The organism is Hymenobacter sp. M1-2 (genome assembly GCF_057808495.1).
The window spans coordinates 369,190-393,598 of sequence record NZ_JBTYZO010000002.1 but is presented as its reverse complement, the minus strand read 5'-3'; the positions used below and the strand labels follow the sequence as shown (position 1 = coordinate 393,598).

At 57.7% G+C, this 24,409-nt stretch carries 18 protein-coding genes; 5 read left to right on the top strand and 13 right to left on the bottom strand.

All coding sequences use genetic code 11. From position 1 onward, the window contains the following. Positions 1-212: 212 nt before the first annotated feature. Both ACYSMN_RS03780 and ACYSMN_RS03775 read right to left on the bottom strand, forming a co-directional pair. On the bottom strand, positions 213-1,952 hold the full coding sequence (locus tag ACYSMN_RS03780; protein ID WP_488922506.1) for a thiamine pyrophosphate-dependent enzyme: 1,740 nt from the start codon (positions 1,950-1,952) through the stop codon (positions 213-215). A gap of 502 nt (positions 1,953-2,454) precedes the next feature. After that, on the bottom strand, positions 2,455-3,027 hold the full coding sequence (locus ACYSMN_RS03775; RefSeq protein ID WP_488922505.1) for a hypothetical protein: 573 nt from the start codon (positions 3,025-3,027) through the stop codon (positions 2,455-2,457). 298 nt (positions 3,028-3,325) lie between these two features. Between ACYSMN_RS03775 and ACYSMN_RS03770 the strand changes: the two genes are divergently transcribed. Continuing rightward, positions 3,326-5,248 (top strand): site-specific DNA-methyltransferase, encoded by a 1,923-nt coding sequence (locus ACYSMN_RS03770; protein ID WP_488922504.1) that lies wholly within the window; start codon positions 3,326-3,328, stop codon positions 5,246-5,248. Positions 5,249-5,311: 63 nt separating this feature from the next. Here the strand turns inward: ACYSMN_RS03770 and ACYSMN_RS03765 are convergent, their stop codons facing one another. Further along, the gene (locus tag ACYSMN_RS03765; protein ID WP_488922503.1) at positions 5,312-5,704 is read right to left on the bottom strand and encodes a hypothetical protein; all 393 of its coding nucleotides are present in this window, start codon (positions 5,702-5,704) and stop codon (positions 5,312-5,314) included. 18 nt (positions 5,705-5,722) lie between these two features. On the opposite strand from ACYSMN_RS03765, the gene ACYSMN_RS03760 reads away from it, so the two are divergent. Continuing rightward, positions 5,723-6,103, top strand: coding sequence for a hypothetical protein (locus ACYSMN_RS03760; protein ID WP_488922502.1), 381 nt, complete (start codon positions 5,723-5,725; stop codon positions 6,101-6,103). Continuing rightward, positions 6,100-8,826 carry a restriction endonuclease gene (locus tag ACYSMN_RS03755; protein ID WP_488922501.1) on the top strand — a complete coding sequence of 909 codons (2,727 nt, stop codon included), beginning with the start codon at positions 6,100-6,102 and terminating at the stop codon, positions 8,824-8,826. Before ACYSMN_RS03760 ends, ACYSMN_RS03755 begins: the two co-directional genes overlap by 4 nt. Before the next feature lie 259 nt (positions 8,827-9,085). Here ACYSMN_RS03755 and uvrB read toward each other — a convergent pair whose 3' ends face one another. From uvrB to ACYSMN_RS03735, 4 genes are all read right to left on the bottom strand, one after another. Further along, positions 9,086-11,122 (bottom strand): excinuclease ABC subunit UvrB, encoded by a 2,037-nt coding sequence (uvrB, locus tag ACYSMN_RS03750; protein WP_488922500.1) that lies wholly within the window; start codon positions 11,120-11,122, stop codon positions 9,086-9,088. Positions 11,123-11,272: 150 nt separating this feature from the next. Then, complete coding sequence (locus tag ACYSMN_RS03745) at positions 11,273-11,698, bottom strand: hypothetical protein (RefSeq protein ID WP_488922499.1); 426 nt, start codon at positions 11,696-11,698, stop codon at positions 11,273-11,275. A 195-nt stretch (positions 11,699-11,893) separates the two neighbouring features. Then, positions 11,894-13,543, bottom strand: coding sequence for a hypothetical protein (locus ACYSMN_RS03740; protein ID WP_488922498.1), 1,650 nt, complete (start codon positions 13,541-13,543; stop codon positions 11,894-11,896). After that, positions 13,524-14,207 carry an RNA polymerase sigma factor gene (locus tag ACYSMN_RS03735; protein ID WP_488922497.1) on the bottom strand — a complete coding sequence of 228 codons (684 nt, stop codon included), beginning with the start codon at positions 14,205-14,207 and terminating at the stop codon, positions 13,524-13,526. Before ACYSMN_RS03735 ends, ACYSMN_RS03740 begins: the two co-directional genes overlap by 20 nt. Before the next feature lie 374 nt (positions 14,208-14,581). Here ACYSMN_RS03735 and wrbA point away from each other — a divergent pair, with 374 nt between their 5' ends. After that, complete coding sequence (gene wrbA, locus ACYSMN_RS03730; protein ID WP_488922496.1) at positions 14,582-15,196, top strand: NAD(P)H:quinone oxidoreductase; 615 nt, start codon at positions 14,582-14,584, stop codon at positions 15,194-15,196. A gap of 506 nt (positions 15,197-15,702) precedes the next feature. Continuing rightward, a complete protein-coding gene (locus ACYSMN_RS03725) occupies positions 15,703-18,279 on the top strand; it encodes a TonB-dependent receptor (RefSeq protein WP_488922495.1) in 2,577 nt (858 codons plus the stop codon). A gap of 171 nt (positions 18,280-18,450) precedes the next feature. Here ACYSMN_RS03725 and ACYSMN_RS03720 read toward each other — a convergent pair whose 3' ends face one another. The 6 genes from ACYSMN_RS03720 to ACYSMN_RS03695 form a co-directional block, all read right to left on the bottom strand. Continuing rightward, positions 18,451-19,194: a shikimate dehydrogenase family protein gene (locus ACYSMN_RS03720; RefSeq protein ID WP_488922494.1), complete on the bottom strand. Its 744-nt coding sequence runs from the start codon at positions 19,192-19,194 to the stop codon at positions 18,451-18,453. A gap of 96 nt (positions 19,195-19,290) precedes the next feature. Then, positions 19,291-19,947 (bottom strand): DedA family protein, encoded by a 657-nt coding sequence (locus ACYSMN_RS03715; RefSeq protein WP_488922493.1) that lies wholly within the window; start codon positions 19,945-19,947, stop codon positions 19,291-19,293. Positions 19,948-20,022: 75 nt separating this feature from the next. Then, positions 20,023-20,679 (bottom strand): spermidine synthase, encoded by a 657-nt coding sequence (locus ACYSMN_RS03710; RefSeq protein WP_488922492.1) that lies wholly within the window; start codon positions 20,677-20,679, stop codon positions 20,023-20,025. 91 nt (positions 20,680-20,770) lie between these two features. Beyond that, positions 20,771-21,688, bottom strand: a complete 918-nt coding sequence (locus ACYSMN_RS03705) for a TraB/GumN family protein (RefSeq protein WP_488922491.1) — start codon at positions 21,686-21,688, stop codon at positions 20,771-20,773. 102 nt (positions 21,689-21,790) lie between these two features. Beyond that, positions 21,791-23,158 (bottom strand): PQQ-dependent sugar dehydrogenase, encoded by a 1,368-nt coding sequence (locus ACYSMN_RS03700; protein ID WP_488922490.1) that lies wholly within the window; start codon positions 23,156-23,158, stop codon positions 21,791-21,793. A gap of 90 nt (positions 23,159-23,248) precedes the next feature. Then, positions 23,249-24,373 carry an acyltransferase family protein gene (locus tag ACYSMN_RS03695; RefSeq protein ID WP_488922489.1) on the bottom strand — a complete coding sequence of 375 codons (1,125 nt, stop codon included), beginning with the start codon at positions 24,371-24,373 and terminating at the stop codon, positions 23,249-23,251. Positions 24,374-24,409 lie beyond the last annotated feature (36 nt).

Sequence of the window (24,409 nt, the reverse complement as noted above, 5' to 3'; positions counted from 1 at the left end):
CACAGAACCGCGCCGCATTACTTTCGCCTGACCATTTGGTGAGGTTGTACACAGCGCCAGAAACGAAAGCGGGGTAGCCGGAGCTACCCCGCTTTTTTGCGCCTTCAAATACGGCTCGGCTATCTAAGTGGCCTACAGATAATCCGGTAAGGGCGGCAGGGCCAAGCAGTACAGCATCTAGATCCTAACTTCTCATATCTAAGTTCTCCCACTTAAAGCACCTCCCACATGTGTTTATAGTTGGCTTTCACCGTATCGAGCACATCGTCCATGCGGCCGCTGAGCATGAGTTTGCTCATGGATACGGCGAAGCCCGCCACTTGCTCCAACTCCACTTTGGGCGGCATGGCCAGCGCGTTCGGGTCGGTCAGCACGTTCACCAGCATGGGACCGTGGTGGGCCAGGGCTTGCTCCAACACTTGCTGGACTTGGCCTGGCTCGTGCACCGTTACGCCGCGGATGCCCATAGCTTCGGCGATGGCGGCAAAATCGGTGTTGGGCATGTCGGTTTGCCAATCGGGCAGACCGGCCACTTCCATTTCCAGCTTCACCATGCCCAACGAGCGATTATTGAACACGATGATCTTGACGGGCAGCTGATATTGCACGATGGTCGATAAGTCGCCGAGCAGCATGGTCAGGCCACCGTCGCCGCAGAGGGCAATGACTTGCTGGCCCGGCCGCGCCAACGCGGCACCAATGGCCTGGGGCATGGCATTGGCCATGGAGCCGTGGTTCCAGGAACCCATCATCACGCGCCGGCCGGTGGCCCGGATGTAGCGGGCACCCCACACGCAACTCATGCCCGTATCGACGGTGAAAATGGCATCATCGGCGGCCAGCCGGTCAATTACCACGCTCACGTATTCAGGATGGATGGCGTCACGCTTGCCCATGTCCTCAACGTAAGTGCGCATGTTTTTCTGCACGTGCTGGTAGATGTCGAGCTGGGCCTTGAGAAAACTGTCGTCCGTTTTGGGCCGGACTAGCGGCAGCAGCGCCTGCAACGTGTCCTTGATGGAGCCGCACAAACCCAGATCTACTTTAGCACGACGGCCCAACCGCTCGGCTCGCGTATCGACCTGCACGATTTTAGGGTTCACTGGCATGAAAGCCGTGTACGGAAAGTCAGTGCCCAACAGCACCAGCAAATCCGACTCGTGCATGCTGTGGTAGGCCGAGGGCATGCCCAGCAAACCCGTCATGCCCACTTCGAAGGGGTTGGCGTATTGGATTTCGAGCTTGCCGCGAAAGGTATAGCCGATGGGCGAGTGCAGCAGACCAGCTAGCTGAATCAGCTCAGCGTGCGCCTCGGCAGCCCCAATGCCGCAGTAGAGCGTGATTTTCTGGTGCTGGTTCAGCAAGTCGGCCAAGGCTTGCAACTCCTGGTCGGAGGGGCGAATGACGGGCTCGGTGCGGAATATCTGGGTGGCCGTCATGCTTTCTTCGGCGGGAGCGGCGGCCACGTCGCCGGGCAGGCCCACCACGGCCACGCCTTTGCGGCTGATGGCGTGCTGAATGCCGGCCTGAAACATCCGGGCAAACTGCTGGGGCGTGCTGGCCAGCTGATTGTAGCAACTACAATCGTCGAAAAGCTTGATGGTATTGGTGGCTTGAAAATGCTCGGTGCCAAACTCGAAGCTGGCTTCGGTGGAAGCAATGGCAATGACCGGGGCACCCGAACGGTGAGCGTCGTAGAGGCCGTTGATGAGGTGCACGTGGCCCGGCCCACTGCTGCCTGCGCAACACGCCAAGCCATTGAGTTGCGCCTCGGCACCAGCTGCAAAAGCTCCTACTTCCTCGTGCCGCACGTGAATCCATTGCAGCTTTCCATCACTGCGCCGCACGGCGTCGTTGACTTCGTTCAGACTGTCGCCCGTTACGGCGTAAATTCTTTTCACGCCAGCCTCGACCAGCATTTCCACGAGTTGTTCTGCTACTTTCTTAGCCATAGGTCTACCTGAAAATGCGTTGAGGAAAAGCTGCTATACGTTCCAACGCGCTTAAGCGGGGCGCATCGGCCTGCTGACTTGGACTGGTGCCGGACTTCGGCTTTTCTTCCAGAAGCCAAACAGACCGACGTCATCTTGGATGACAGCAAACAACCTCAGACTTCAAGCGAAGTTTCACACTTGTAGTCACCCCACATTTACCCCTCAACATAAGAAAGTGAGTGGTCAAGCCCCGGAGGGGCGGCATATCGGTAGTCTTGAAGTCCCTTATCGTATGGCAGCCCTGTAGGGGCGACACAGGCTTTGCCGGGTGTCGCCCCTACAGGGCTGCCAAACAATGTTACAGTTGTCTTTTCTACCGATATGCCGCCCCGCTGGGGCTCTACCATTACATGCGCAACGTGGAGCAGCTGGAATAATAAGTAGCGGGCAAATGACAAGAGGGCATGCTGTTCGCTACACAATCCTGAAACAGATGTACGTACCTCATGTCTCACCGACTTTAGGTAATTGGGGACCCAGTTTCGGTCGGATTATCGTCGGAGCTAGAAGATGACTCGTCGATTGGGTTGCGGCTTTCCAGGCCGATGCCGTGGCTCAGAGGCTGGGTGGGCCGGTTGTAGTCGGCGCCGCCGTAGCCGCCGGTGAAGGCGTTTTGGTCGGTGTCTAAATTTCGGCCGGAAAGGTCTTCGCGGCCGCCGCTGGTACCTAAGCCGCCACGGTGGCCGCTTGGTTCGTAGCCCCGGTCTTCATCGCCGTTAAAGCCTGCGCGGCCCGCGCCCAGGCCGCGCCCTACCGCCCCCGAATTGTCCCCAATGCCACCCGCCCCTTGGCGCCGCTGCTCATCAAACTCCGATCCACGCGCCGTTGGCTCGTCGTTGCTGGTGTTCGAGTCAGTAGCTGATTCTTGGGTGCGAGTTTCAGGCTCCTCGCCGTAGTCGCCGGCGTTGGCCATAATGGTAGACATATCACGCGGGTCTTCTTCCGGGCGGGACACCGGCCCTTGGTCTGTTCCAAGTTGAGTAGGGTCGATGGCGCCGTTCAGCTCATTGTCGGGTTGCTTATCAGTAGTCATGGCACAGCAGCAGTGGGGTTGTCGTAAAGGGAAAAGTCAGCTTTTCGATACCTCACTTATCCGAGAAGGTTATGCTGAGGTTGCCGTCCGCGCCCGGCTACGGCTGGTGAGCAGTAGCGCGAAAATTCGTTTCGCGCTACTATGGTTGGCCTTAAACATTTATGCTGGGCGAATCAGCTGGGTTCCAATCTGGTACCAGGACCAGGTTTCTATATAGACGCCGGCTAGTTGGAAGGCAGGAACGGTTGGTGCAACTTAGAGGCGGCGTATTCACGTCTTGCTTTACTTCCGCTGCTTTATGGCGTCTGCTCTTCCTTCCGTCGACCTTGAAAATAAGCACGTTATCAACCCCGATGGGCAGAGCTTGGACGTAGCAACCGAGAAGCTGGCTCAGTTGCGGCAGCTCCTGCCCGAAGTGTTTACCGAAGGCAAGCTCGACGTAGCCAAGCTGCGGCTGGTGCTCGGCGAAAACGTGCAGATGGGCGAGGAACGTTATGGCCTGAACTGGCCCGGCAAAGCGGAGGCTTACAAGGAAATTCAGCGTCGCACCACCGCCACGCTCGTGCCCGACCAAGAGAGCAGTCTGGACTTCGAGCAAACCGAAAATGTGTTCATCGAAGGAGAAAACCTGGAAGTGCTACGGGTGCTTCAGAAGTCCTACTTCGGCAAGGTCAAGATGATTTTCATCGACCCGCCTTACAACACCGGCAAGGATTCCTTCGTGTACCGCGACGACTACGCAGAGCGCCGCACCGACTACAACCAACGGGCCCAGCTAACCGACCAAGCCGGGTTCCTGACCCAAGGAAATCTGTGGCGGGAAAACAGCCGCGAAAACGGGCAATACCACTCGGCCTGGCTTTCTATGATGCTGCCGCGCCTGTATTTGTCGCGCAATCTGCTGCGCGAAGACGGCGTGATTTTCGTCTCGATTGACGACAACGAAGTGACCAATCTGCGGCAGTTGCTGGATGAGGTGTACGGCGAAGAAAACTTCGTGGCCAGCGTGATCTGGCAGAAAAAATACAGCCCCCAGAACGACGCCAAATGGTTTTCGGCCATGCACGACTACGTGCTGGTGTACGCCAAAAACAAGGAGCTGTGGCGACCCTACCTGCTGGAGCGCACCGCCGAGATGAATGCCCGCTACACCAACCCCGACAACGACGCACGGGGCCCCTGGAAAGCGGGCGACTTCCTGGTGAAAACCTACTCCGCCGACTACGACTACCCCATCACGACTCCTTCCGGCCGCGTGGTGAATCCGCCGAGCGGCAGCTGCTGGCGCACTTCCAAGGCCAATTTCCTGAAGCTGGTAGAAGACAACCGGATTTCCTTCGGCAAAGACGGCGGCAATATTCCGGCGGTCAAGCGCTTCCTGAGTGAGGTGAAGCAAGGTATTACGCCTTCCACGCTGTGGTTCCGAACGGAAGTGGGCGACAACCAGGAGGCGACTAAAGAAGTGCGGGACCTGTTCAATGGCTTGCCTTTTGACACGCCCAAGCCGACCCGGCTGCTCAAAAAAATGCTGGAACTAGGCACCCGACCCGACGAGCGACACATCATTCTGGATTTCTTCGCGGGAAGTGCCACTACTGCTCACGCTGTGCTGGCCAAGAACCTGGAAGACGGCGGCAACCGTAGCTTCATCTGCGTGCAGTTACCGGAGGAAGTCGATACAAACAGCGGCGCCGCCAAGCTAGGCTACACCAACATTGCCGACGTGAGCAAGGCGCGCATTCAGAAAGCCGCCGCAGCTCTGAAAGTCGAAGCCGCTAAATTCGCACGGCAGCCGGCAAGCAGCGTCCTGAGCCTCGGTTTCCGCGCCTACCGACTGGCCGGTACCAACTTTAAAATCTGGCAAGAACAGCCGCAAAGCAAAGCCGCGCTGCTGCAACAGCTGGAACTGTTCACCGATTCTCTGGCCGATGAGCCGGTAGCCGACGAAGCGCTGCTCACTGAAATTTGCCTGAAAGCCGGCAAGCCACTCACGCTCAATCCAACCAAGATTCACGCGGCGCCCACCGTCTACCAAATCGATTCAGTGTTGTGCCTGGCCATTGGCGCTCTGACGCCGGAAGCCTTGGCCGCAATCAAGGCAACAGGGCCGAAAGAGCTGGTGGTGCTTGGCCGGGACTACAACACCCGCCACGGCGACGTGGAATTGAGCAATCTGCGCCTCAGGCTACAGGATATAGACGTGGACTTCACCATTCTATAGGCTGCCGCGGCCTGCTGCTCCACTTCCATGCTCACGGTGAAACCTGATTGGCTGAATGATTTCTTAGCTGAAAATGGCTGCTGTGTTTCGGGCCACCGCAGCTTTGCGCAAAGCCTGGGTATTAGCGGCTCCGTCACGTTGCGCTTCATCCGGTTGAAGGAGCGAATCGTCTACTTTTTGGCGATTCAGCCCAGCACCGCTACTTACCGAGAGGAATATTTGGCTGCTTTCGAGGCAGGAAGTCTCAACCAGCTGCGCCAGAGATTCACACCACTCGTGCAAGTATTTTACACGGAAGGCGGCAGCGCGTTCGATTTGTTTTATCCTGAACTGCGGTGTTTCAGGAAAGTCAGCTTTGCTGAGATGGCCCGGCTGATGGCAAGCCACTACAAAGGCTTTGGCGCAGACGTAGGCGCGGGTAAAGAAATCAACAAGTCCATAAACGACGTTTTTCAAGTGTGGACCAGAACGTATTTGAGCAAATACCTAGTAGCAAATGACCTAGATGCTTTTACGCTAGCCGGCACAGTGCCCGTGTTTCTGGAATTGAAACGAGTGGTGCAGCCGCTCATTACCTGGCGGCCTTACCTAGACGACACGGCCAATTTCAACTCGCTAAACACCATTGCGCAGCGACAAGGCGGTGCGGTAGTTACCTTGGCTTACCAGGCTGGCAACACGGCGCAAGTAGCGTATCACCGGCTCGTCGTTCCCTACAAGAAGCAGCATATAACCGGCAAGTACCAACTCGTTTCGCCCGACGCCATAGCGCACGATTTACTGGCCGTCGACTTACGACATGAGCCGACTTATACGAGCAAGCAGTGGCGCAAAAAACCCGATTATCTGATATGAAACTTCAATTCGACAGCTCGCAGGACTACCAGCTAGACGCGGTGCGGGCGGTGGTAGACGTATTCGAGGGGCAGCCTCTGGGGCAGGGCAGCCTTGGGGCGTCTTTCCAGCAGGAAGGCAGCTCCTTGGGCTTCACGGAGCAGGGCGTAGGTAACCGACTGCTGCTGAGCGAAACTCAATTGCTGGAAAACCTGCGCAAGGTGCAGGCCCGGCACGCGCTGCCCCAGTCGGAGCGGCTGGCCCGCACGGAAGTAGGGAAAGTCAGCAGACCCAACTCGGTGGCTCTGAACCTGACGGTGGAAATGGAAACGGGCACCGGCAAAACCTACGTCTACCTGCGCACCATTTACGAGCTGCACCAACAGTACGGCTTCCACAAATTCGTGGTAGTGGTGCCGAGCGTGGCTATTCGGGAAGGCGCGCTCAAGAATCTGGAAGTAACCCACGAGCATTTTCAGGCACTCTACGGCCGGGTGCCTATCAACTTCAGCATCTACGACAGTACGCGCCTCGGAGCGTTGCGCAACTATGCCACCAGCAATACGCTTCAGGTGCTGGTCATGAATATCGACGCCTTCACCAAGGACAGCAACATCATCAATACCAAACGGGAAACGGGCGTGAGGCCCATCGAGTACATCCAAGGCGCGCGGCCCATCGTGCTAGTAGACGAGCCGCAGAACATGGAAACCGAGGTGCGGCGGGTGGCTTTAGCCAACCTCAACCCGTTGTGCCTGCTGCGCTACTCGGCCACCCACAAAAACCTTTATAATCTGGTGTACAGCCTGAACCCAGTGCAGGCCTACGACCGGGGCTTGGTGAAGCAGATTGTAGTAGACGGCATCACAGGCGGCGCAGACTACAATACAGCCTTCGTGGAGCTGCGTGCCATCGTGCCCGGCAAGCGGGGACTGAGCGCCAAGCTGGCCTTCTTCCAGAACGGCAAGAGCGGCGTCCGTACCGTAGAGAAAACCCTGAAGCTTGGCGACGACCTATTCGTCGTTTCCGGCGGGCGCGACACGTACAAAGCCGGCTTCATTCTGAATGAAATACACGCTACGGAAAGGCTGGTGCGGTTCAGCGGCGGCTTTGCGGTACGGGCCGGTGAAACGCAAGCTGGCCCCGCTGAGGACGTGATGAAGTTTCAGGTGGAGCAAACAGTACGGCACCACTTCCGGCGACTCAAGCAGCTGCAGCCCCGGGGCATCAAGGTGCTGTCGTTGTTTTTCATTGATAAAGTGGCCAACTACCGGGGCACCGACGCGGCCGGCCAACCGACGCTGGGCAAGCTGGGCGTGTGGTTTGAGGAGGCTTTCGTCCGGCACGCGCGCCTGCCGGAATACGCGGGCCTGATTCCCTTCGAGGCGCCGCAAGTACACGCGGGCTATTTCTCCCAGGACAAAAAGGGGCTGAAGGACACCAACGGCGCCACCAAAGCCGACGATGATACCTACAACCTCATCATGAAGGACAAGGAACGCCTGCTCAGCCGCACGGAGCCGGTGCAATTTATTTTCTCGCACTCGGCGCTGCGCGAAGGCTGGGACAATCCCAACGTATTCCAGATCTGCACCCTCAGCGAAGCCAAAACCACCCTGCGCAAACGCCAGGAAATAGGCCGCGGCCTGCGCCTGCCCGTAAACGAAAACGGCCAGCGGGTGCAAGATCCGAGCCTGAACCTGCTGACCGTAATAGCCAATGAAAGCTACGAGAGCTTCGCGCGGGCCTTGCAGGCCGAAATCGAGGAGGAAACCAGCGTCAAGTTTGAGGGCCGAATCAAAAACGCGCGCGAAGTAGCCACCATCCGGCGCACGAAAGAGCTGACCCCAGACGGCTGCCCGCTGTTTTTCGAACTCTGGAACCGGCTTCAACGGAAGACGCACTACCAGGTAAACTACGATTCCGCGGACCTAATCCGACTAGCCGTAGCCGAGCTGCGCGACGTAAGCCGGGTGCCCCCTACGGCGCGGCCGAAGCTAGTGAGTGAATCGGCTCAACTCGGCATGAGCCAACACGGCGGCGTAACGGCCACGCTGCAAGATTCTGTGGCAGGCAAAATAGCCGCCGAATCATACGCAATTCCCGACGTGTATGCCTACGTGCAGCAACGCGTAAATCTCACGCGCCAGACCATTTTCGAGGTTCTAAAACAGTCGGAGCGGTATAGAGAGCTAGAGGTAAATCCGCAATTGTTCCTGGACAACGTGGTGAGCGTGCTGCAACGCATGCTTAGTAAACTGCTGGCCGACGGTGTAACGTACGAGCTTCTGGATGAGCAGCACGAGCTGCGGTTATTCGAAAAAGAGGAAACCGAAACTTTCCTCAGCAACCTATTCGCCGTAACGCAGCACCCCGAAAAAACGCTCTACAACTACGTGCCCGTCGACAGCGAAACGGAGCGCCAATTCGCCCGTGACCTGGAAGCCAATGAGGCCGTGAAGTTTTTCTTCAAGCTGCCCCGCGGCTACCAAATTCCAACGCCTGTCGGTAGCTACGTTCCCAACTGGGCCGTAGTCCTGGAAGCCGACCGCCAAGTCTACTTCGTAGCCGAAACCAAATCCACCCTCAACGACCACCAACGACACGGCATCGAGAATCTGAAAATTCAGTGCGCCCGCAAGCACTTCGCCCTACTCACGGAAGCTGGCGTGCAATACGGCGTGGTACAGAACGCGGCTGGTATGCTGGCTCTGGCGGTGCCAGCGGAAGCCGCGACGCAGTAGCGCGGAAATCCGTTCCGCGCACGAGCCGCAGGCGAGTATCCGATAGCGCGCCAGTTTGGCCCAGTAGCGCGAAGCTCCAGCTTCGCGTATCGTTGCTGAGGTTGAACAACTCGCATGAGGCTGCAACGCTTGTCGTTCAACGAGGCGCGAAGCTGGAGCTTCGCGCTACGGCTGTAAGTATCTAGCGCGTAGGAACTCGCCTGCGGCTCGTGCGCGAAACGGATTTTCGTGCTACTTCCCACTGGCCTCAAATGCGCGGCTACTCCCGCTTAGTTTTGAGCACCTGCTTGAGCCCAGCCAGTTCGTCGCGGAGCTTGGCGGCTTGCAGGAAGTCCAACTCTTTCGCCGCGGCTTCCATCTGCTTTTCGGTTTGCTTGATGAGCTTCTCCAGGTCGGCGCGGTTCATCATGGATACCACCGGCTCGGCGGCAATGGCCAGGGCTACATCGGCCTCCGGGCCAGCATAACCTTGGGCTTCCACTATGCGGTAATCTGAGAGGGAAGTCTGCTCCATAATGGCCTCGCGTGACTTCCGCACCGTGCGCGGCGTGATGCCGTGCTCTTGGTTGTATGCTAGCTGCGTGGCGCGGCGGCGGTTCGTCTCGTCTATGGCGCGCTGCATAGAACCCGTGATTCGGTCGGCGTACATAATCACCTTACCCCGGTCGTTACGAGCGGCGCGGCCCATGGTCTGAATGAGGCTGCGCTGGTCGCGGAGGAAGCCTTCTTTGTCGGCGTCAAGGATGGCGACCAGGCTCACTTCGGGCAAGTCCAGGCCTTCGCGCAGCAGGTTTACGCCGATCAGCACGTCGATTTCGCCGAGCCGCAGCTGGCGCAGAATTTCCACCCGGTCCAGCGTTTTCACATCGGAGTGTACGTAGCTGGACTTGATGCCCAGGCGCTCCATGTACTTCTGCAGTTCCTCGGCCATGCGCTTAGTGAGCGTCGTGACGAGCACCCGGTCGCCCATTTTCACGCGGTTGTCCACTTCGTCCAGCAGGTCGTCAATCTGATTGACGCTGGGCCGCAAGTCGATTTCGGGGTCAAGCAGGCCGGTGGGGCGGATAATCTGCTCCACGACTACGCCGTTGGCCTGCGTCAGCTCGTAGTCGGCGGGCGTGGCCGACACGTACACGGCCTGCCGGTACATGCTCTCAAACTCGTTGAAGGTGAGCGGGCGGTTATCAAGAGCCGATGGCAAGCGGAAACCGTACTCGATGAGGGCCGTTTTGCGGCTTCGGTCGCCGCCCCACATGGCCCGGATCTGGGGCATAGTAGCGTGGCTTTCGTCCACCACCAGCAGGTAGTCGTCGGGGAAATAATCGAGCAGGCAGAACGGCCTAGAACCAGGCTGGCGACCATCGAAGTAACGCGAATAGTTCTCGATGCCCGAGCAGTAACCCAGCTCCCGAATCATCTCCAAATCAAACTCCGTGCGCTCCATGATACGCTTGGCTTCCGAGTCGCGCCCCTCCTTCTCGAAGTAGGCGTGCTGCTGCACCATGTCGTACTGAATTTCCTTGATGGCTTGATTCAGCGTTTCTTTGCCCGTCACGAAGAGGTTGGCCGGATAAAGCGTCACCGATTTCTCGTCGGCCAGCTTCTTGCCGCTCTGCGGATCTATCTTCTGAATGGCCTCGATTTCGTCGCCGAAAAAGAAAATGCGGTAGGCGTGGTCGGCGTAGGCCGGGAATACGTCCACGGTGTCGCCCTTCACTCGGAACGTGCCGCGCGTAAACTCCATCTCGGTGCGCGAGTACAGAATTTGCACGAACTGGTAGAGCAGGTTATTGCGCGAGTAACGCAGGCCCGGCGCCAGGAAAATCACGTTTTTGCCGAACTCCTCCGGGTTGCCGATACCGTAGATGCACGACACCGACGCCACTACTATCACATCGCGGCGGCCACTGAGCAGCGTGGAGGTGGTGTGCAGCCGCAGCTTCTCAATTTCCTGGTTGATGGCCAAGTCTTTCTCGATGAAAACGTCGGTGCTGGCGATATAGGCTTCCGGCTGGTAGTAGTCGTAGTAGCTGATGTAGTACTCGACAGCGTTGTTGGGGAAGAACTGCTTGAACTCGCCGTAGAGCTGCGCGGCCAGGGTTTTGTTGTGGCAAAGCACCAAGGCTGGCTTGCCGGTTTCGGCAATCACGTTGGCCATCGTAAACGTTTTGCCCGTGCCCGTTGCGCCCAGCAGCACCTGCGCCGGCTCGCCGCTATTGACGCCTTGCACCAGTTGCGCAATGGCCTGCGGCTGGTCGCCGGTGGGCTTAAATTCCGAGGTAAGTTGGTACTTCATGCAGCGAGGAAAAGAGAAGCCAGGCCAACCGGCAACTGGCCGAAAAGTCAGCCTAGGATAACTATATCGGCAAAGTCTAGGTTTCCCGGCAAACAAAAAAACCTGCCCAGGTTGGGCAGGTTTTTACGAGCAGAAACTTTTGCGGAAGATCTACTGGGGCACGATGCGCAAATAAGCCATCGGCTGCAAGCCTGGCTGCGGCTGTCCAGTAGGATACGGTGTGACTTGCTGCAACTTGACCGCGTAGCTACGGGCGCCGAGTTGCACGGCTACGGAATCGTTGCGGCACGCGCCGAGGCAAAGCGCGGCGGTTTGGCTGGTTCCCGCAGCGTCGCGTAGTTCCGCTACTATCTCAGCTCGCCCTTGCCATACGCACTGCGTCTTGGTGGGGCAGCGAGAATCCTGCAGTTGCTTAAGAACCAACTGTACTGTCTCGCCGGGCCCGTTCAACTGCACCGACTCGTTCACTTTTAGTTTCACTTCCTGGCCTTGAGCCGAGCTAGCCAAGGTTTCCTTGCTGCACTGCACTAGGCCGAGCACGCCCCAGATGGCGAGTAAGAATAGCAGAGTTTTCATAGGAATAAAGTTGGTTTTCAGAAGAGCGGCAATCTTGGTGCAAGTAATGAGAGCTTAGAACCTAGCGCTCAGAACTTAGACATTTGAGAGACTGAATCCTTGTTGTAAATCAACTTCCCAAACAGTGGGCCAAACAGAAGCTTATCTCACTTCTCATGTCTCATTTCTAGGTTCTCACATCTCAGTTCTAAGCTTTCAGTGAACCACAGGCACTGCTTTCCCCCCGCCAAACTCCACGCTGGCTTCCAACCCGACGGCGTACGGGCGGCTCTGCCGCAGGAAGCGTTGGGAAGGGCTGGCGTTGATAGTCGTTAGGCCCGCTTCCAAGTCGGGACCCACGGCCAGACTCCAGGCAGCATTGGCGGGACGAAACCGGACGCCACCGCCGCCGCGCACGGAGGTCTGTACTTTGCGGTAGGGCGAATCGGCGGAAGACAGGTCGTAAACACGGGTTGCTTCGGGCACTCCCTTCAGTTCGGAACGTGTGCTAAACAGCACATTCACGGCCGCGCCGAACTTGGCGTAGACAGCCCAGCCTTTCTTTTCCTTGCTGGTGTAGCGCACACTCACTGGCAGGCTAGCCGTGCGATACCGGTAATTCACGTTGCGTAGCGTCCTGGCGGGTGGGACAGCTAGGCTGGAGTTGGGAGTGCGCGGCACCGGTTCGAAGAAAGAAGCCTCCGCCGATTTGCCATCCAAAAAATACCAGGACGTAGCCGACATCGCCTCTTGCTGCGCCACGGCCAAACCCGACACCAAGGACCAATGGTCATTGAGGGCATAGTCGGCGGCGAAGGCTACGCGCTGGCCCCGGCCAGCCTGCAAATACTGCCGGTATTCGTCCGCCGCCGCTTCGTAGGCATCGGCCGACGACCGGAACGAGCTGGCATCAGCAAAGCTTACCCCTGCCTGGGGAGCAGCGCGCGAAAAATTAGCGTTGGGGTTGAAAGATGCTGCCGCGTACGCCGCGTTGAATTTCCAGCGGCGGCGCTTTGTGCTTTCCGGTTGGTTCTGCTCTTCTTTATTAGCGGCTGGCGTATTTGCCGCCGCAGTGGGCTGAGCCGCCAGCAGTATTGTAGCTGGCCGCACCAGCGGTGATGCTTCAGCATACCCAAACCCAACTGCGCTATTGGCTATGCTAGCCGACCGGCCCGGTAGTGCCGAAGCCCCGGTGCCTCCAAGTGCCGACAGAGAGCTAGTGTTGACTGAAACAGCGGCTATGCTGGAGCCATTCGGTAGCGGAGTTAGGCTCAGCGCCCCGCGGCTGGCCTGACTACCATTCAACCCTAAGGTGTAGCGGGCATCGTTGGCCTCGCTGCTGTTTTCGCCGCGACTCAGCGCCAGCATAGTAGAAGCACCGCCGTTGTTGCGGCGCTGTTGCGCATTTGCAACAATTCCAGTAGAAAGCGTATTCCTGGCATTCTGAGATAGGTCACTGCCAGGAGCGGTAGCCAATGCCTCGCTTTCTGCCCCGTCTTGTGAGGCCGACTGGCTGGCGACGTCGCCGAATCCGCTGCTGAATGCACCAGAACGGGCTGACTCTGCGCCAGAACGGGCACCAGCCACCACGGCTGATTGCGTGGCTACACCAGATGTAGTAGGATGCAGGCCAAACCAAGTGCCACCGCCAACGAGCAGTAGCAACGAAGCAGCCGCAGCCCAACGGTAACCCGACAGGCGGCGGCGGTAGGTTTCATTCTGCTGCACCAGCAACTCGTGGTCGAGTTGTTCCCAGAGGCTGGCGCGCGGCGTCACCTCGGCTTCCGCGAACTTCTGCCGGAACAGGTGTTCCAGGTCGCCGGTGGGCTGAGGATCAGGAGTATGCTTAGGATCGGAAGGTGCCATGCTTGGTATGCGCGTCGAGGCGCTCGACTTTAGACTTCAAAATTGCCCGTGCTCGGGAGTACTGTGATTTGCTGGTGCCTTCGGAAATGCCCAGCATCTCGCCGATTTCCTTGTGGCCGTATCCTTCAATGGCGAACAGGTTGAACACCATGCGGTAGCGCGGAGCCAGTTCCTGCACCATCGCCAGCAGGTCTTCAAACCCGTAGTTGGAAAGCGTGAATTCCTCGCCGGCCAGTTCTTCCGGGTATTCTGCTTCGCTAACTGCTATAAGCGGCGCGTTACGGCGGTGCTGGCGCAAGGCGGCATTCACCATGATGCGCCGAATCCAGAATTCCAGCGGGCATTCACGCCGGAAGTTGCTCAAATTACGAAACACCGTGACGAATCCTTCCTGCAGCACGTCTTCGGCTTCGAACGTGGTTTGGGCGTAGCGCAGGCACACGGCCATCATCCGGCCCGCAAACCGCTCGTAGAGGTGCTTCTGCATCAGGCGGCTACCGGCCAAGCAGCCGTCAATCAGCTCGGCCTCACTTAATTGGGAAGGAGGCGTGAGAGGACGCACGGCAGAACTGGGTGGTGTGGAAGCCTCGGACCGGGCTGGCTCCGTAGCCAGCATGCCGCGCAGCCCACTCATGGGCCGCAGCGCCGACGACAACGCACTCACCGGAGGGCCTGGCCCCTGGCGCGGGAACCGTGCGCTAAGGCGAACTCACTCCCCTGCCGGGGCTGCACGCAGTGAATACCAATAGAATGCATACGCAAAAAGGAAAGACCGGAAAGATAACTTGCTGGCCGCAAAGGCCACTACAGCACCAAGAGCCTAGCCTCCCCTCAAAAGGTTGCATGCCTTTCCGCAACTAGAAAAAAATTACAGCTTAGCCTGCAGTTGCTGCATAACCTTGCTTTAGGTAAGCCAGTATAAAGGCAGCGCGTTTCGTGTAGATACATATGTTTCAATTTTACTGGTATCTTGCCCCGCTGCTGTAGCCCGACCTTACCAACTCATTCTTTCATTTTCAACCCGCAACACTCACGCCCATGAAAACTCTGGTTTTGTTTTACTCCACGTATGGCCACATCTACAAGATGGCTGAAGCTGTAGCCGAAGGTGCCCGCGAGATAGAAGGCAATGAAGTGACCATCAAACAGGTGCCCGAAACGCTGCCCAAGGAACTACTCGACCAGATTGGCGCAACGCAGGCCAAGCAAGCCTTCGAGCATATTCCCGTTGCTCGGCCCGAGGAACTGACGGAGTACGACGCCATTATTTTCGGCACGCCTACGCGCTATGGTAATTTGTGCGGGCAGATGCAGGCATTCATGGATGCCACGGGCGGCTTGTGGGCGAAAGGCGCGTTGGTTGGCAAGGCGGGCAGTGTGTTTGTGAGCACCGCTACGCAGCACGGTGGGCAGGAAACTACCATCCGTGCTTTCCATACCGAACTACTGCACCACGGCTTTATTATCGTGGGCCTGCCTTATGCTTGGCAGGGCCAAATGGGCCACGAGGAAGTAACGGGCGGCACGCCGTACGGCGCTAGCACCGTAGCTGGCGGCCAGGGTGAGCGGCAGCCAAGCAACAACGAATTGGAAGGCGCCCGTTACCAGGGCCGCTACACTGCTGAAATTGCTAAGAAATTGGCAGCGAAATAATTTCATTAATTTTTCCTACGTTTACTCCGATATCCCGCACACCTCTGCAACAATAACCAGTCACCTTTCACCGGGTGGCTGGTTTTTTTATACCTATGCGTGTTCTGATAAATGGCGTTTTCATTGCTTCTAGCGGCATTATTTAGTTATTCACCGTAAAATAACATTCAGCATTGGGGGCTCCTTGAAGCAGAAAAAGTGAGGCAGTGGAAATGATTTTTTACGCGTAATTCGACGTGTGGATAGGCTGCCTTTTTGGCCCGACTGATTTATTTTTTAGCCTAGACGAGAAAAAATATTTCGGCTCTTTCCGCTCTATAGCAACTGTGCACGGTAAGTGAATTGCGCGCGCAAGCAAATCCCTTTTCTTCTTTAGCTAACCCTAGCAACGTATTATTTGGGTTGCTCAGCAGCGCGGCTGCAACCTTCTGAGCATAGAGTAGACTTTGGCGGCGTACTGCTTTCCTTGCTACTGTTTCTTTCCTCTCTCCTATTTATTGTTTGCCATGAAGCACTGCTTACCCCTGCTACTAAGTGGTTTGCTTGCCGTGCCAGCTCTGGGCCAAACGCCCACCGCTCCACCAGCCGGGGCCCGACCTGCCGGGGCTCCTGCCACGCCGGCTCCGGCTGCCCCACGGCTTGCCTTGCCCGAGGCTGCTAAAGGCACGGGCCGCATTACGGGTACGGTGCTCGACGCGGCCACCAAAAAGTCAGTGGAGTTTGCGACCGTGGCCCTGCTGCCCGCTACTGGTGAACGGCCCATCGATGGGACGGCGTGCGACGAGCGGGGCCGCTTCGTGCTGAAGGGCTTGGCCGCGGGTTCCTACCGGGTGCAGATGAGCTTTGTGGGCTACGGTACGCGGGTAGAAACCGTGACGGTGACGGATGGCACCGTGGACCTCGGCGAAGTGACACTGACAGCTACTGCGCAGAAGCTCGGCGAAGTAACCGTAACGGGCGAGAAGGATGTGATAGAAACCAAGCCCGACCGCATCGTGTACAACGCCGACCGGGACCTGACCAACACGGGTGGCACGGCCGCCGACGTGCTGCGTAAAGTGCCGCTCGTGAACGTGGACCCCGACGGCAACGTGGAGTTGCGCGGCAGTTCCAACGTGCGCGTGCTCATCAACAACAAGCCTTCCGGCATTGTGGCCTCGTCGGTGGCCGATGCCATGAAGCAGATTCCCGCCGACCAAATTAAGAGCGTGGAGGTGATTACGACGCCCTCGGCGAAGTACGATGCGGAAGGCACGGGCGGCATTATCAACATCACGCTGAAAAAGAACAACCTGGAAGGCACCAATGGCAGCGCGGGATTGGCGGCGGGCACGCGCAGTTCCAATGCCAATGCTTCGCTGAACGTGCGGCGCGGTAAAATTGGGGTGAATAGCTCGTTGAATGGTTGGACGTTTTACAGCCCCAACCGCAATAATCTGGTGCGGAGCATACGCAACGACCAGGATGAGTACCAGGAGTCGTTGCGGCAGGAAGGGGACGGATTTACGCTAGGCGGCGGCGGTTTCGGGCGGCTTGGTCTCGACTACGACCCGAGCAAAAATCACAGCCTCAATCTGAGCGTGCAAGGCAACTTATTCCGCAATAAGGGCGACTACGACCAGTTCAATCAGCCGGCCAACTTTCCTTCGTTTACGCGCGCTACCGACCGGGCCTTCCGCACCCAGAGCTACGACGTGAGTGGTTCGTACACGCGCACATTTGAGGGCAAGCCCAAGCGGGAATGGACCGTGCTAGGCCAGCATACACGCAACCGCAACACCCAGCGTTACGACCTGGACCAGTTCCCGGACCGCGCTACGGAGGGCGAAACCACCTACCGCGAAGGCAGCGACAACTTGAGTCGCAACCTCGAAACCACGCTGCAAACCGATTACACTCATCCCTTCTCGGAAACAACCACGCTCGAAACCGGCGCCAAAGGCATCCTGCGCCGGGTAAGCAGCAACTACGACGTACAGATAGATCCCACCGGCCAGAATGGGCTGGAACGGAGCGAAGCCCGCTCCAACACCTTCGACTACGACCAAAACGTGCTATCAGCGTACGCAACCTACGGGTTTAGCTTTAGCAAGAAGCTGAGCAGCCGGATCGGCGCGCGCCTGGAACACACCGACATTACGGGCCGCTTTACGCAGGGCGAAGCCAGCCGCTTCACGCAGAACTACACCAACCTGCTGCCCAACGTGAGCCTGAGCTATCAGCCGGGCAAGCCGGGCCAGACCGTGCGCCTGGCCTATTCGCGCCGGATTCAGCGCCCGCAGATTTTCTACCTCAACCCGTTCATCAACGCCGCCGACTCGCTCAATATCAGCTACGGCAACCCCCGCATCAACCCCGAGTTTACGGACAGCTACGAGCTGAATTACACCACCTTTATCAAAGGCTCGGTCCTGAACGGCTCGGCCTACGTGCGGCGCACCGGCAACGCCATCGAGACAGTGCGTTTCGTGGATGAAAACGGCGTGCAGAACCAGACTTTCCGCAACATCGGGCGCAATGCTACGTACGGAGCCAGCCTGTTCGGCTCCGTGAAACCGGTGCCGCTGTGGGAGCTGAGCGCCAATCTAAACTTCTACTACGTCACGCTACGTAGCCCTGCCCTCGACCTAACGGGCGCGGCCCTCAACAACAGTGGGTTGATGTACAACATGAACATCAACTCCAGCTACAAATTCGCGAAGTTCGATGATGAGTCGGCGGCGCCGGCGCTGCGGGGGCTGGCGGTACAGTTTTTCGGGGGCCTTAACTCGCCGCGTATTCAGTTGCAAGGCAAGCAAGCCGCCTGGACATTCTATTCCGTGGGTCTGCGCAAAAGCCTGCGCAAGGATAAAGCCGATTTGACGCTCACCGCCGATAACTTTCTGCAGGCCACCCGCAACCTAAACACGATTCTGGAGACGCCGCAGTTCCGGCAGGAAAGCAACAACTACATCTACCTGCGTGGAGTGCGGCTGGCTTACAACTACCGTTTCGGCAACGTCTCGACTCAGCCCCAGAAGCGCCGCCGCGGCATCCAAAACGACGACACCAAACAAGGCGAAGGCGGCAACGGCCAGCAGTAAATGAGTTTGAGGTTTAAGTTGACACGTAACAGGTGACACGTAACAGGAAAAAGGTGATGGGAAAAAAGTAACAGAACAAGAGGCGACAGGTCGACAGTATGCCTTCCGCGTTTTCCCATTACCTCCTCACTTTTTTCTTGTCACCTGCTACCTGTCACCTACCACCTTCATTCACTTATTCCAAATCTTCCAGGCTTCTTCGGCTTGGATGCAAAGCATCTCGAAGCCGTTTTTGGTTTGTGCCCCGATGGTTTCCCCGCGCCGCATAAATTCAGTTTCGCGGGGGTTATAGATAAGGTCGTAGAGGTAATGCTTGGCGGTTAGGAATTCGTAGGGAATGGGCGGGCACTCTTCTAGCGCTGGGTAGGTGCCGAGTGGGGTGGTGTTGATGATGAGTGAATGCTCGGCCAGCAGAAGCGGCGTCAGCTCTTCGTAGGTGAGGCCCGCTCCCATAGGATTTCGGGATACCACCCAGCTGCCTATTTCCAGTTCACGCAGGGCAGTTTCTACCGCTTTGGACGCGCCGCCGCTGCCCAGTATCAAGGCCCGCAAGCCAGTTGGTAGCGGGCGGGGCAGCCAATTCTGCAACGATTCCCGAAACGCAATGTAGTCGGTGTTGTGGCCGATGAGCTGTCCATCGGGGCCAAACTCGATGACGTTGACGGCTCCGACCCGCGCCGCGGAAGGCGCTACTTCATCCAGAAATGCCCAAACCTGCTCCTTATACGGAATAGTTACGTTGAGGCCCCGCAGCTCCGGGCGCTGGTTCAGCAGCGTGGGTAGCGTGTCGAGCGTGGGCAGTTCGAATAATTCGTAACGATGATCGGTGAGCCCGAGGCTATCGAACTTCTGGCTGAAATACGTCTGCGAGAAAGAATGAGCCAAGGTGCGGCCGATGAGTCCAAACTCAGCCATAGCAGACAAATATAGTTTCAGTCATCAAGCAACAAAAAAAACCGCCCCGGCCAAAACAGCAGAGGCGGTTTCACGAAATGTTAAAATCATATCTATCTAGACTGCCGTACCGTCGGTGGTGCGGCGCGCCTTGAAGAACTCTATGATGGCCGGCAGCACCGACAGCCCAATGATGGCTAACACTACGAGGGAGAAATTCTTCTGTACCACTGGAATCTGCCCGAAGAAATAACCCGCCAGCGTGAGCAGCAGCACCCACAGCACCGCACCTACCACGTTGTAGGACAGAAATTTGGCATAACTCATGCTGCCCACGCCCGCCACGAACGGCGCAAAGGTGCGCACAATCGGAATGAAGCGAGCAATGATGATGGTTTTGGCCCCGTGCTTCTCGTAGAAAGCCTGCGTGCGTTCCAAGTGTTGCCGCTTCAGGAAGCGGGAATTTCCCCGAAACACACGCGGCCCCAGATAGTCGCCGATGTGGTAGTTGAGCGTGTCGCCGAGCACGGCCGCCACGATGAGCAGCAGAATCATCAGCCAGACGTTGAGGGGCGAGCCGGGCAGCGCGGCCAAAGAGCCGGCCGCAAACAGCAGTGAGTCGCCGGGCAGGAAGGGCAGCACCACCACGCCGGTTTCTACGAAGATGATGAGGAAGAGAATGCCGTAGGTCCAGGCCCCGTAGTCTTGGATGATATTGGATAAGTGCTTATCGAGGTGCAGAACGAAGTCGAGCAGGTGCTTCAGGATTTCCATGCGGAGGGGCCAGAGGATAATGAAGCCGCAAAGAAAGCGGAAAGCCGCCGGACTAACGTCACCAGCCAACGGCCGCTACTGTTTCCGCAGAATCAGGAGGCGGTTGAGTTGCTCCACTTCCATGTCTTTCACCGCAAAGCCCTGCTCTTCCAGATACGCTACTAATTCCTCGCCTTCTACCACTAACGCGGCACTGGTCAGGGTGTTGAACAACACGTAGCCATTGGGCCGCAAGACCCGCCGCACCTCCTGCCAGAAGTAGCTCGTGCCCAAACCAGCAGGCAAATCCAGATCAATGAACAGGTCGATGATGACCAACTCGAAAGCGGCATCCGGCGCGGTAGGCAGCCACTCAAAAGCATCAGCACAGATGATGCGTAGGGCCGCATCGGGCCGGATACCGAACTCAGCGTCAGCCAGCTCAATGATAGTTGGGTCCAGCTCAATGGCGGTGATGAGGCCAGTATGTTGCTGTTCTCGCCGCAGGGTTTGCACCACAGACCCACCGCCAAGACCCAACACCAGCACCGGCGCTGTAGGATCTACTTCCGCAAACAGCAGCCCGTAACGCAGCACCCGCTGCAATGAGCCGTAGGAATAGTTGGCGTGGCGCGTATCAAGCACTTTGCGGCCGTTGAGCCAGGTGATTTCCAGCGGCCCATTGATATCGGAATGAACAGTGCGCGTGAGCGGATACAAATAGCTCAACAAACGGCGCAGGCGGTGCAACATACGCCGCAAGGTAGAGCCAGCAGCGGAATGCAGCGCTGTTTGTCGTGATGCTGGGTCCTTGCTTGGCTCGTGCGCAGAACGGAGTTCCGCGCTACTGGACTACCGGGCGGACTTGGTAGCCTTGCTGCCGCAACAGGGCCAGTACGCCTTTAGGACCGCCCAAGTGCGCCGCGCCCACCGCAAAGAAGGTTGGTTGAGCAGCTGCCATCTTTTCCATGCCGGCTATCCAGCGTTGGTTACGGGCGTCGAGCAGCAGGTCGTTGTATTGGGTGAAGCCAAAGAGGCTTTTGGTGCTCATTTCGTAGAGGGCTTCCACTTTCTGCGCTTTGTAGAGGCTCAAGAGTTGTTGCATTTCCTGTTGCATCTCCGTCTCCTTATTCATCATGTCGGTCAGCATCTTGCTTTGCTCGGCGTACGGAATCTTGTCGAAGACGCCGAGCTGGTCTTGCATGGTTTCGAGGCCCAACACTTCTTTCTTCTGCGTCTTGGCCATTTCTACGAAGGCTGCTTCGTAGCTGGCGGGCGTGCAGCCGAGCACGGCAGGCAGCAGCAGCGAGCCTAAGAAGAAGGGCTTGATGGTTCCTACTTGCTCGATGGGCAGATGAGCTTTGGCTTGCAGATAGGTGCCGAAGCGAGTGTAGTCGGCGGGCGAGAGTAGTTGCTGGAGGGTTTGGCCGCCCTGCATCATCATCCCAGCCTGGGCTTGCTGTCCGAGGGCGGGGTCGTCCATGTCCATTTCCATCACTACCTGACTGCTTTTGCTCACCGCCTGCTTCACCGATTCGGCCATGTTCATATCGGCGGGGCAAATCATGTGAATGGTGCCAAACACGTACGAAGGCGCGCTAAGTCCCTTGCCCGATATTTCCCATAGCAGCGAATTAGCCGCAGCATCGGCAGCAACAACCGGGGTTTTGGCGGCCGACTTCGCCATTTTCTTCTGGGCCTGAACGGCAAGCGAAGTCAGCAACAAAGAGGCAGCGAAGACAATTTTCTGAGGCAGGTTCATGGGAAGGATTATGAGATGGTAAAGACACCTACTGATTCGCCGGAACCAGCAATGCATTACAGCATCCCGCCTTTATTTTTCGCAACTGCCTCAACAAGCAGCTTAGCTCTTCGCTTGCTGCGCCGCCACGCGCCATACTTTGTCGCCCGCATCGTCTAGCACTAGCAGCGAACCATCGGGCAGCGTCGTGACGCCCACGGGACGGCCATACACTTCTTTATCGGCCGGGTTTGCCACGAAACCAGTCACGAAGTCTTCCATCTTGCCGGCAGGCTTGCCATCCACGAAAGGCACGAACACCACCTTGTAACCCGAAAACTCCGAGCGGTTCCAGGAACCGTGCTGGCCCACGAAAGCGCCTTTTTGGTACCTACCTGGAAACTCCTTCCCCTCGTAAAAAGCCAACCCTAACGAGGCCGTATGCGGCCCTAGCGCCACCTCGGGCACCACGGTTTTCTTCACCAGATCGGGCCGTTCACCTTTGCGGCGCGGGTCCTCGTTCTGGCCGAAATAGGCGTAGGGCCAGCCGTAGAAGGCACCGGGCTGCACGCTGGTCAGGTAGTCGGGCACGAGGTCATCGCCTAGCTCGTCGCGCTCATTCACGGCGGTCCAGAGTGTGCGCGTGCCGGGGGCCCAGTCCATACCAACTGGGTTGCGTAGGCCGCTGGCGTAGATTTTCTCGTCGGAGCCATCAGGATTGATTTCGAGAATATTGGCGCGGCGCTGCTCGTATTCCATGCCGTTTTCGCCCACGTTGGAGCTAGAGCCTACGCTTACGTAAATCTTCGAGCCGTCAGGGCTGGCTATGAGGTTGCGCGTCCAGTGGTTGTTGTAGCCTTTCGCGGGTAAGTCGAGAATCTTCTCTCCCGGCCCGGTGATTTTGGTCTGGCCCGGCTTGTAGGCGTAGCGCAGCACACCGTCGGTATTGGCCACGTAGAAATAGTTGCCGAGCACGAGCATGCCTAACGGCTGGTTGAGGCCCGCCAAGAAAGTTTCCCGCACGTCGGGGCGGCCGTCTTGGTTGGTGTCGCGCAGCAGCGTAATCCGGTTAGCACTGGTTTCCTTGAGCGACTTGGAGGGGTCAAGCTTCAGCTTAGCGGCTATCTTCTTGCCGGTAGAGTTAGGCACCGTGTTCGACTCGGCCACCAGCACGTCGCCGTTGGGCGTTACGTAGGCCCAGCGCGGACTATTGAAGTTGCCGGCATATTCCGTGATGACGAAGCCCGCTGGTACTACCGGCGTTTTGCCGGCGGGCCAGCCTATCACCTTGCTGCGCTTTGTAACGGACTTCGAGGCGTAAGGCGGCGGCAACTCGGGAGCTACGCTGCCAGTCTGGGCCGTGGAGTCCGTAGCATCTACGGGTGGCGCGGGGGTGTTGGTAGGCGTGTCAGAAGCAGGTTTACCTTGGTTGCAGGCGGCAAGCAAGCACAGCGCCGCAAAAGCAGTGGCGAGGGAAGAACGAGTTTTCATAGCAGGAAGACGAAAGCTGAATTCTCTTCCTACTGGTTTAGCTTGCCAGGGTTGCAGCGGATCGGTGAAGACTGAGGCTGCCTCAACGAGCTAACGGGCCACTACTTCCGGCTCCGGTACGAGTACTGCGGGCTTGCCTAATACTCTTCGCAGCCATTTATTGAGGGGCTCTTCCACCCATTTGTATAGCAGGATGGCTGCCACGTAGAGCACCAGAAACGGCGCTACCCGACTAAAAAGACGCTCCCGCAGTTCCTGCTGAAATATTCCCATATGAATGAGGTAGAACACGTAGGAGCTTTTACCGAGTAGCAGCAGTGGCGGGCTGCTCAGCAACCGGCGCAGCCACGTGTCTTCCCGAACCAGCCCCCACAACAACGGTCCAATCCCTAACACCGGCAGCACCACGTTGTTGATGAACATTCCCGCTGGTGTCATGACGCCGTAGTCGTCATCTTGGGGGCCATGCAACAGGCTCAGCCCCCACAAGCACAAGAGCACGCCAGCCACACCTACATAAGTGAACACGCCGGGCGCCTCACGTATTTCCGTCCGGCGCAGCCACCACGCCAGCGCGATACCCGTGAAGAATTCCACTGCTCGGCCCAGGTAGGTGAATTGAAACAGGAAATCGAACGAGCTAAAAAACCCGTGCCACGGCTGCGGGCGGCTCACCAGCACTAGCATCACTCCAAGCCCGGTCAAAACCAACGGTAGCACCCACAACCAGTGCCGGCTGCGCCGAATGAGCCAAAAAGCCAACGGCGCCGACACGTAAAACATTTCTTCCACCGTCAGGGACCAGCCTTGCGCGATGCCACTGTACAGGTAGTCCTGAAATAGCCCCCGCAGGAAAGTAATGTTCAGCAGATATTGCGTGAGCAAACTGCTACTGCTTTCCGGGCTGGTTCGGCTGATAAGCACGAATACAACCGTGGTCAGCAGAAAGTACATGGGGTAGATGCGCGCAAACCGATTGGCGAAGTAGGTGCGCAATGCTATCTGGCGGCCGCCCACGTACCGGTAGCCAATCAAAAAGCCGCTCAGCACGAAAAACACGGTGACGCCAATGTGACTTTCGGAAGCCAGGTTGCGAATACTCTGACCGAACCGGGCAGCTGAAAAAGGATTGAAATGATGGATGAGCACCATAAAAGCGGCCACCGCACGTAGGCCAGTCAGGGCCGGAAAGTAATCCTTCCTTTCATCAATCATAGTGGCATCGATAGAGCTTGGTAGCCGCTGTAAGAT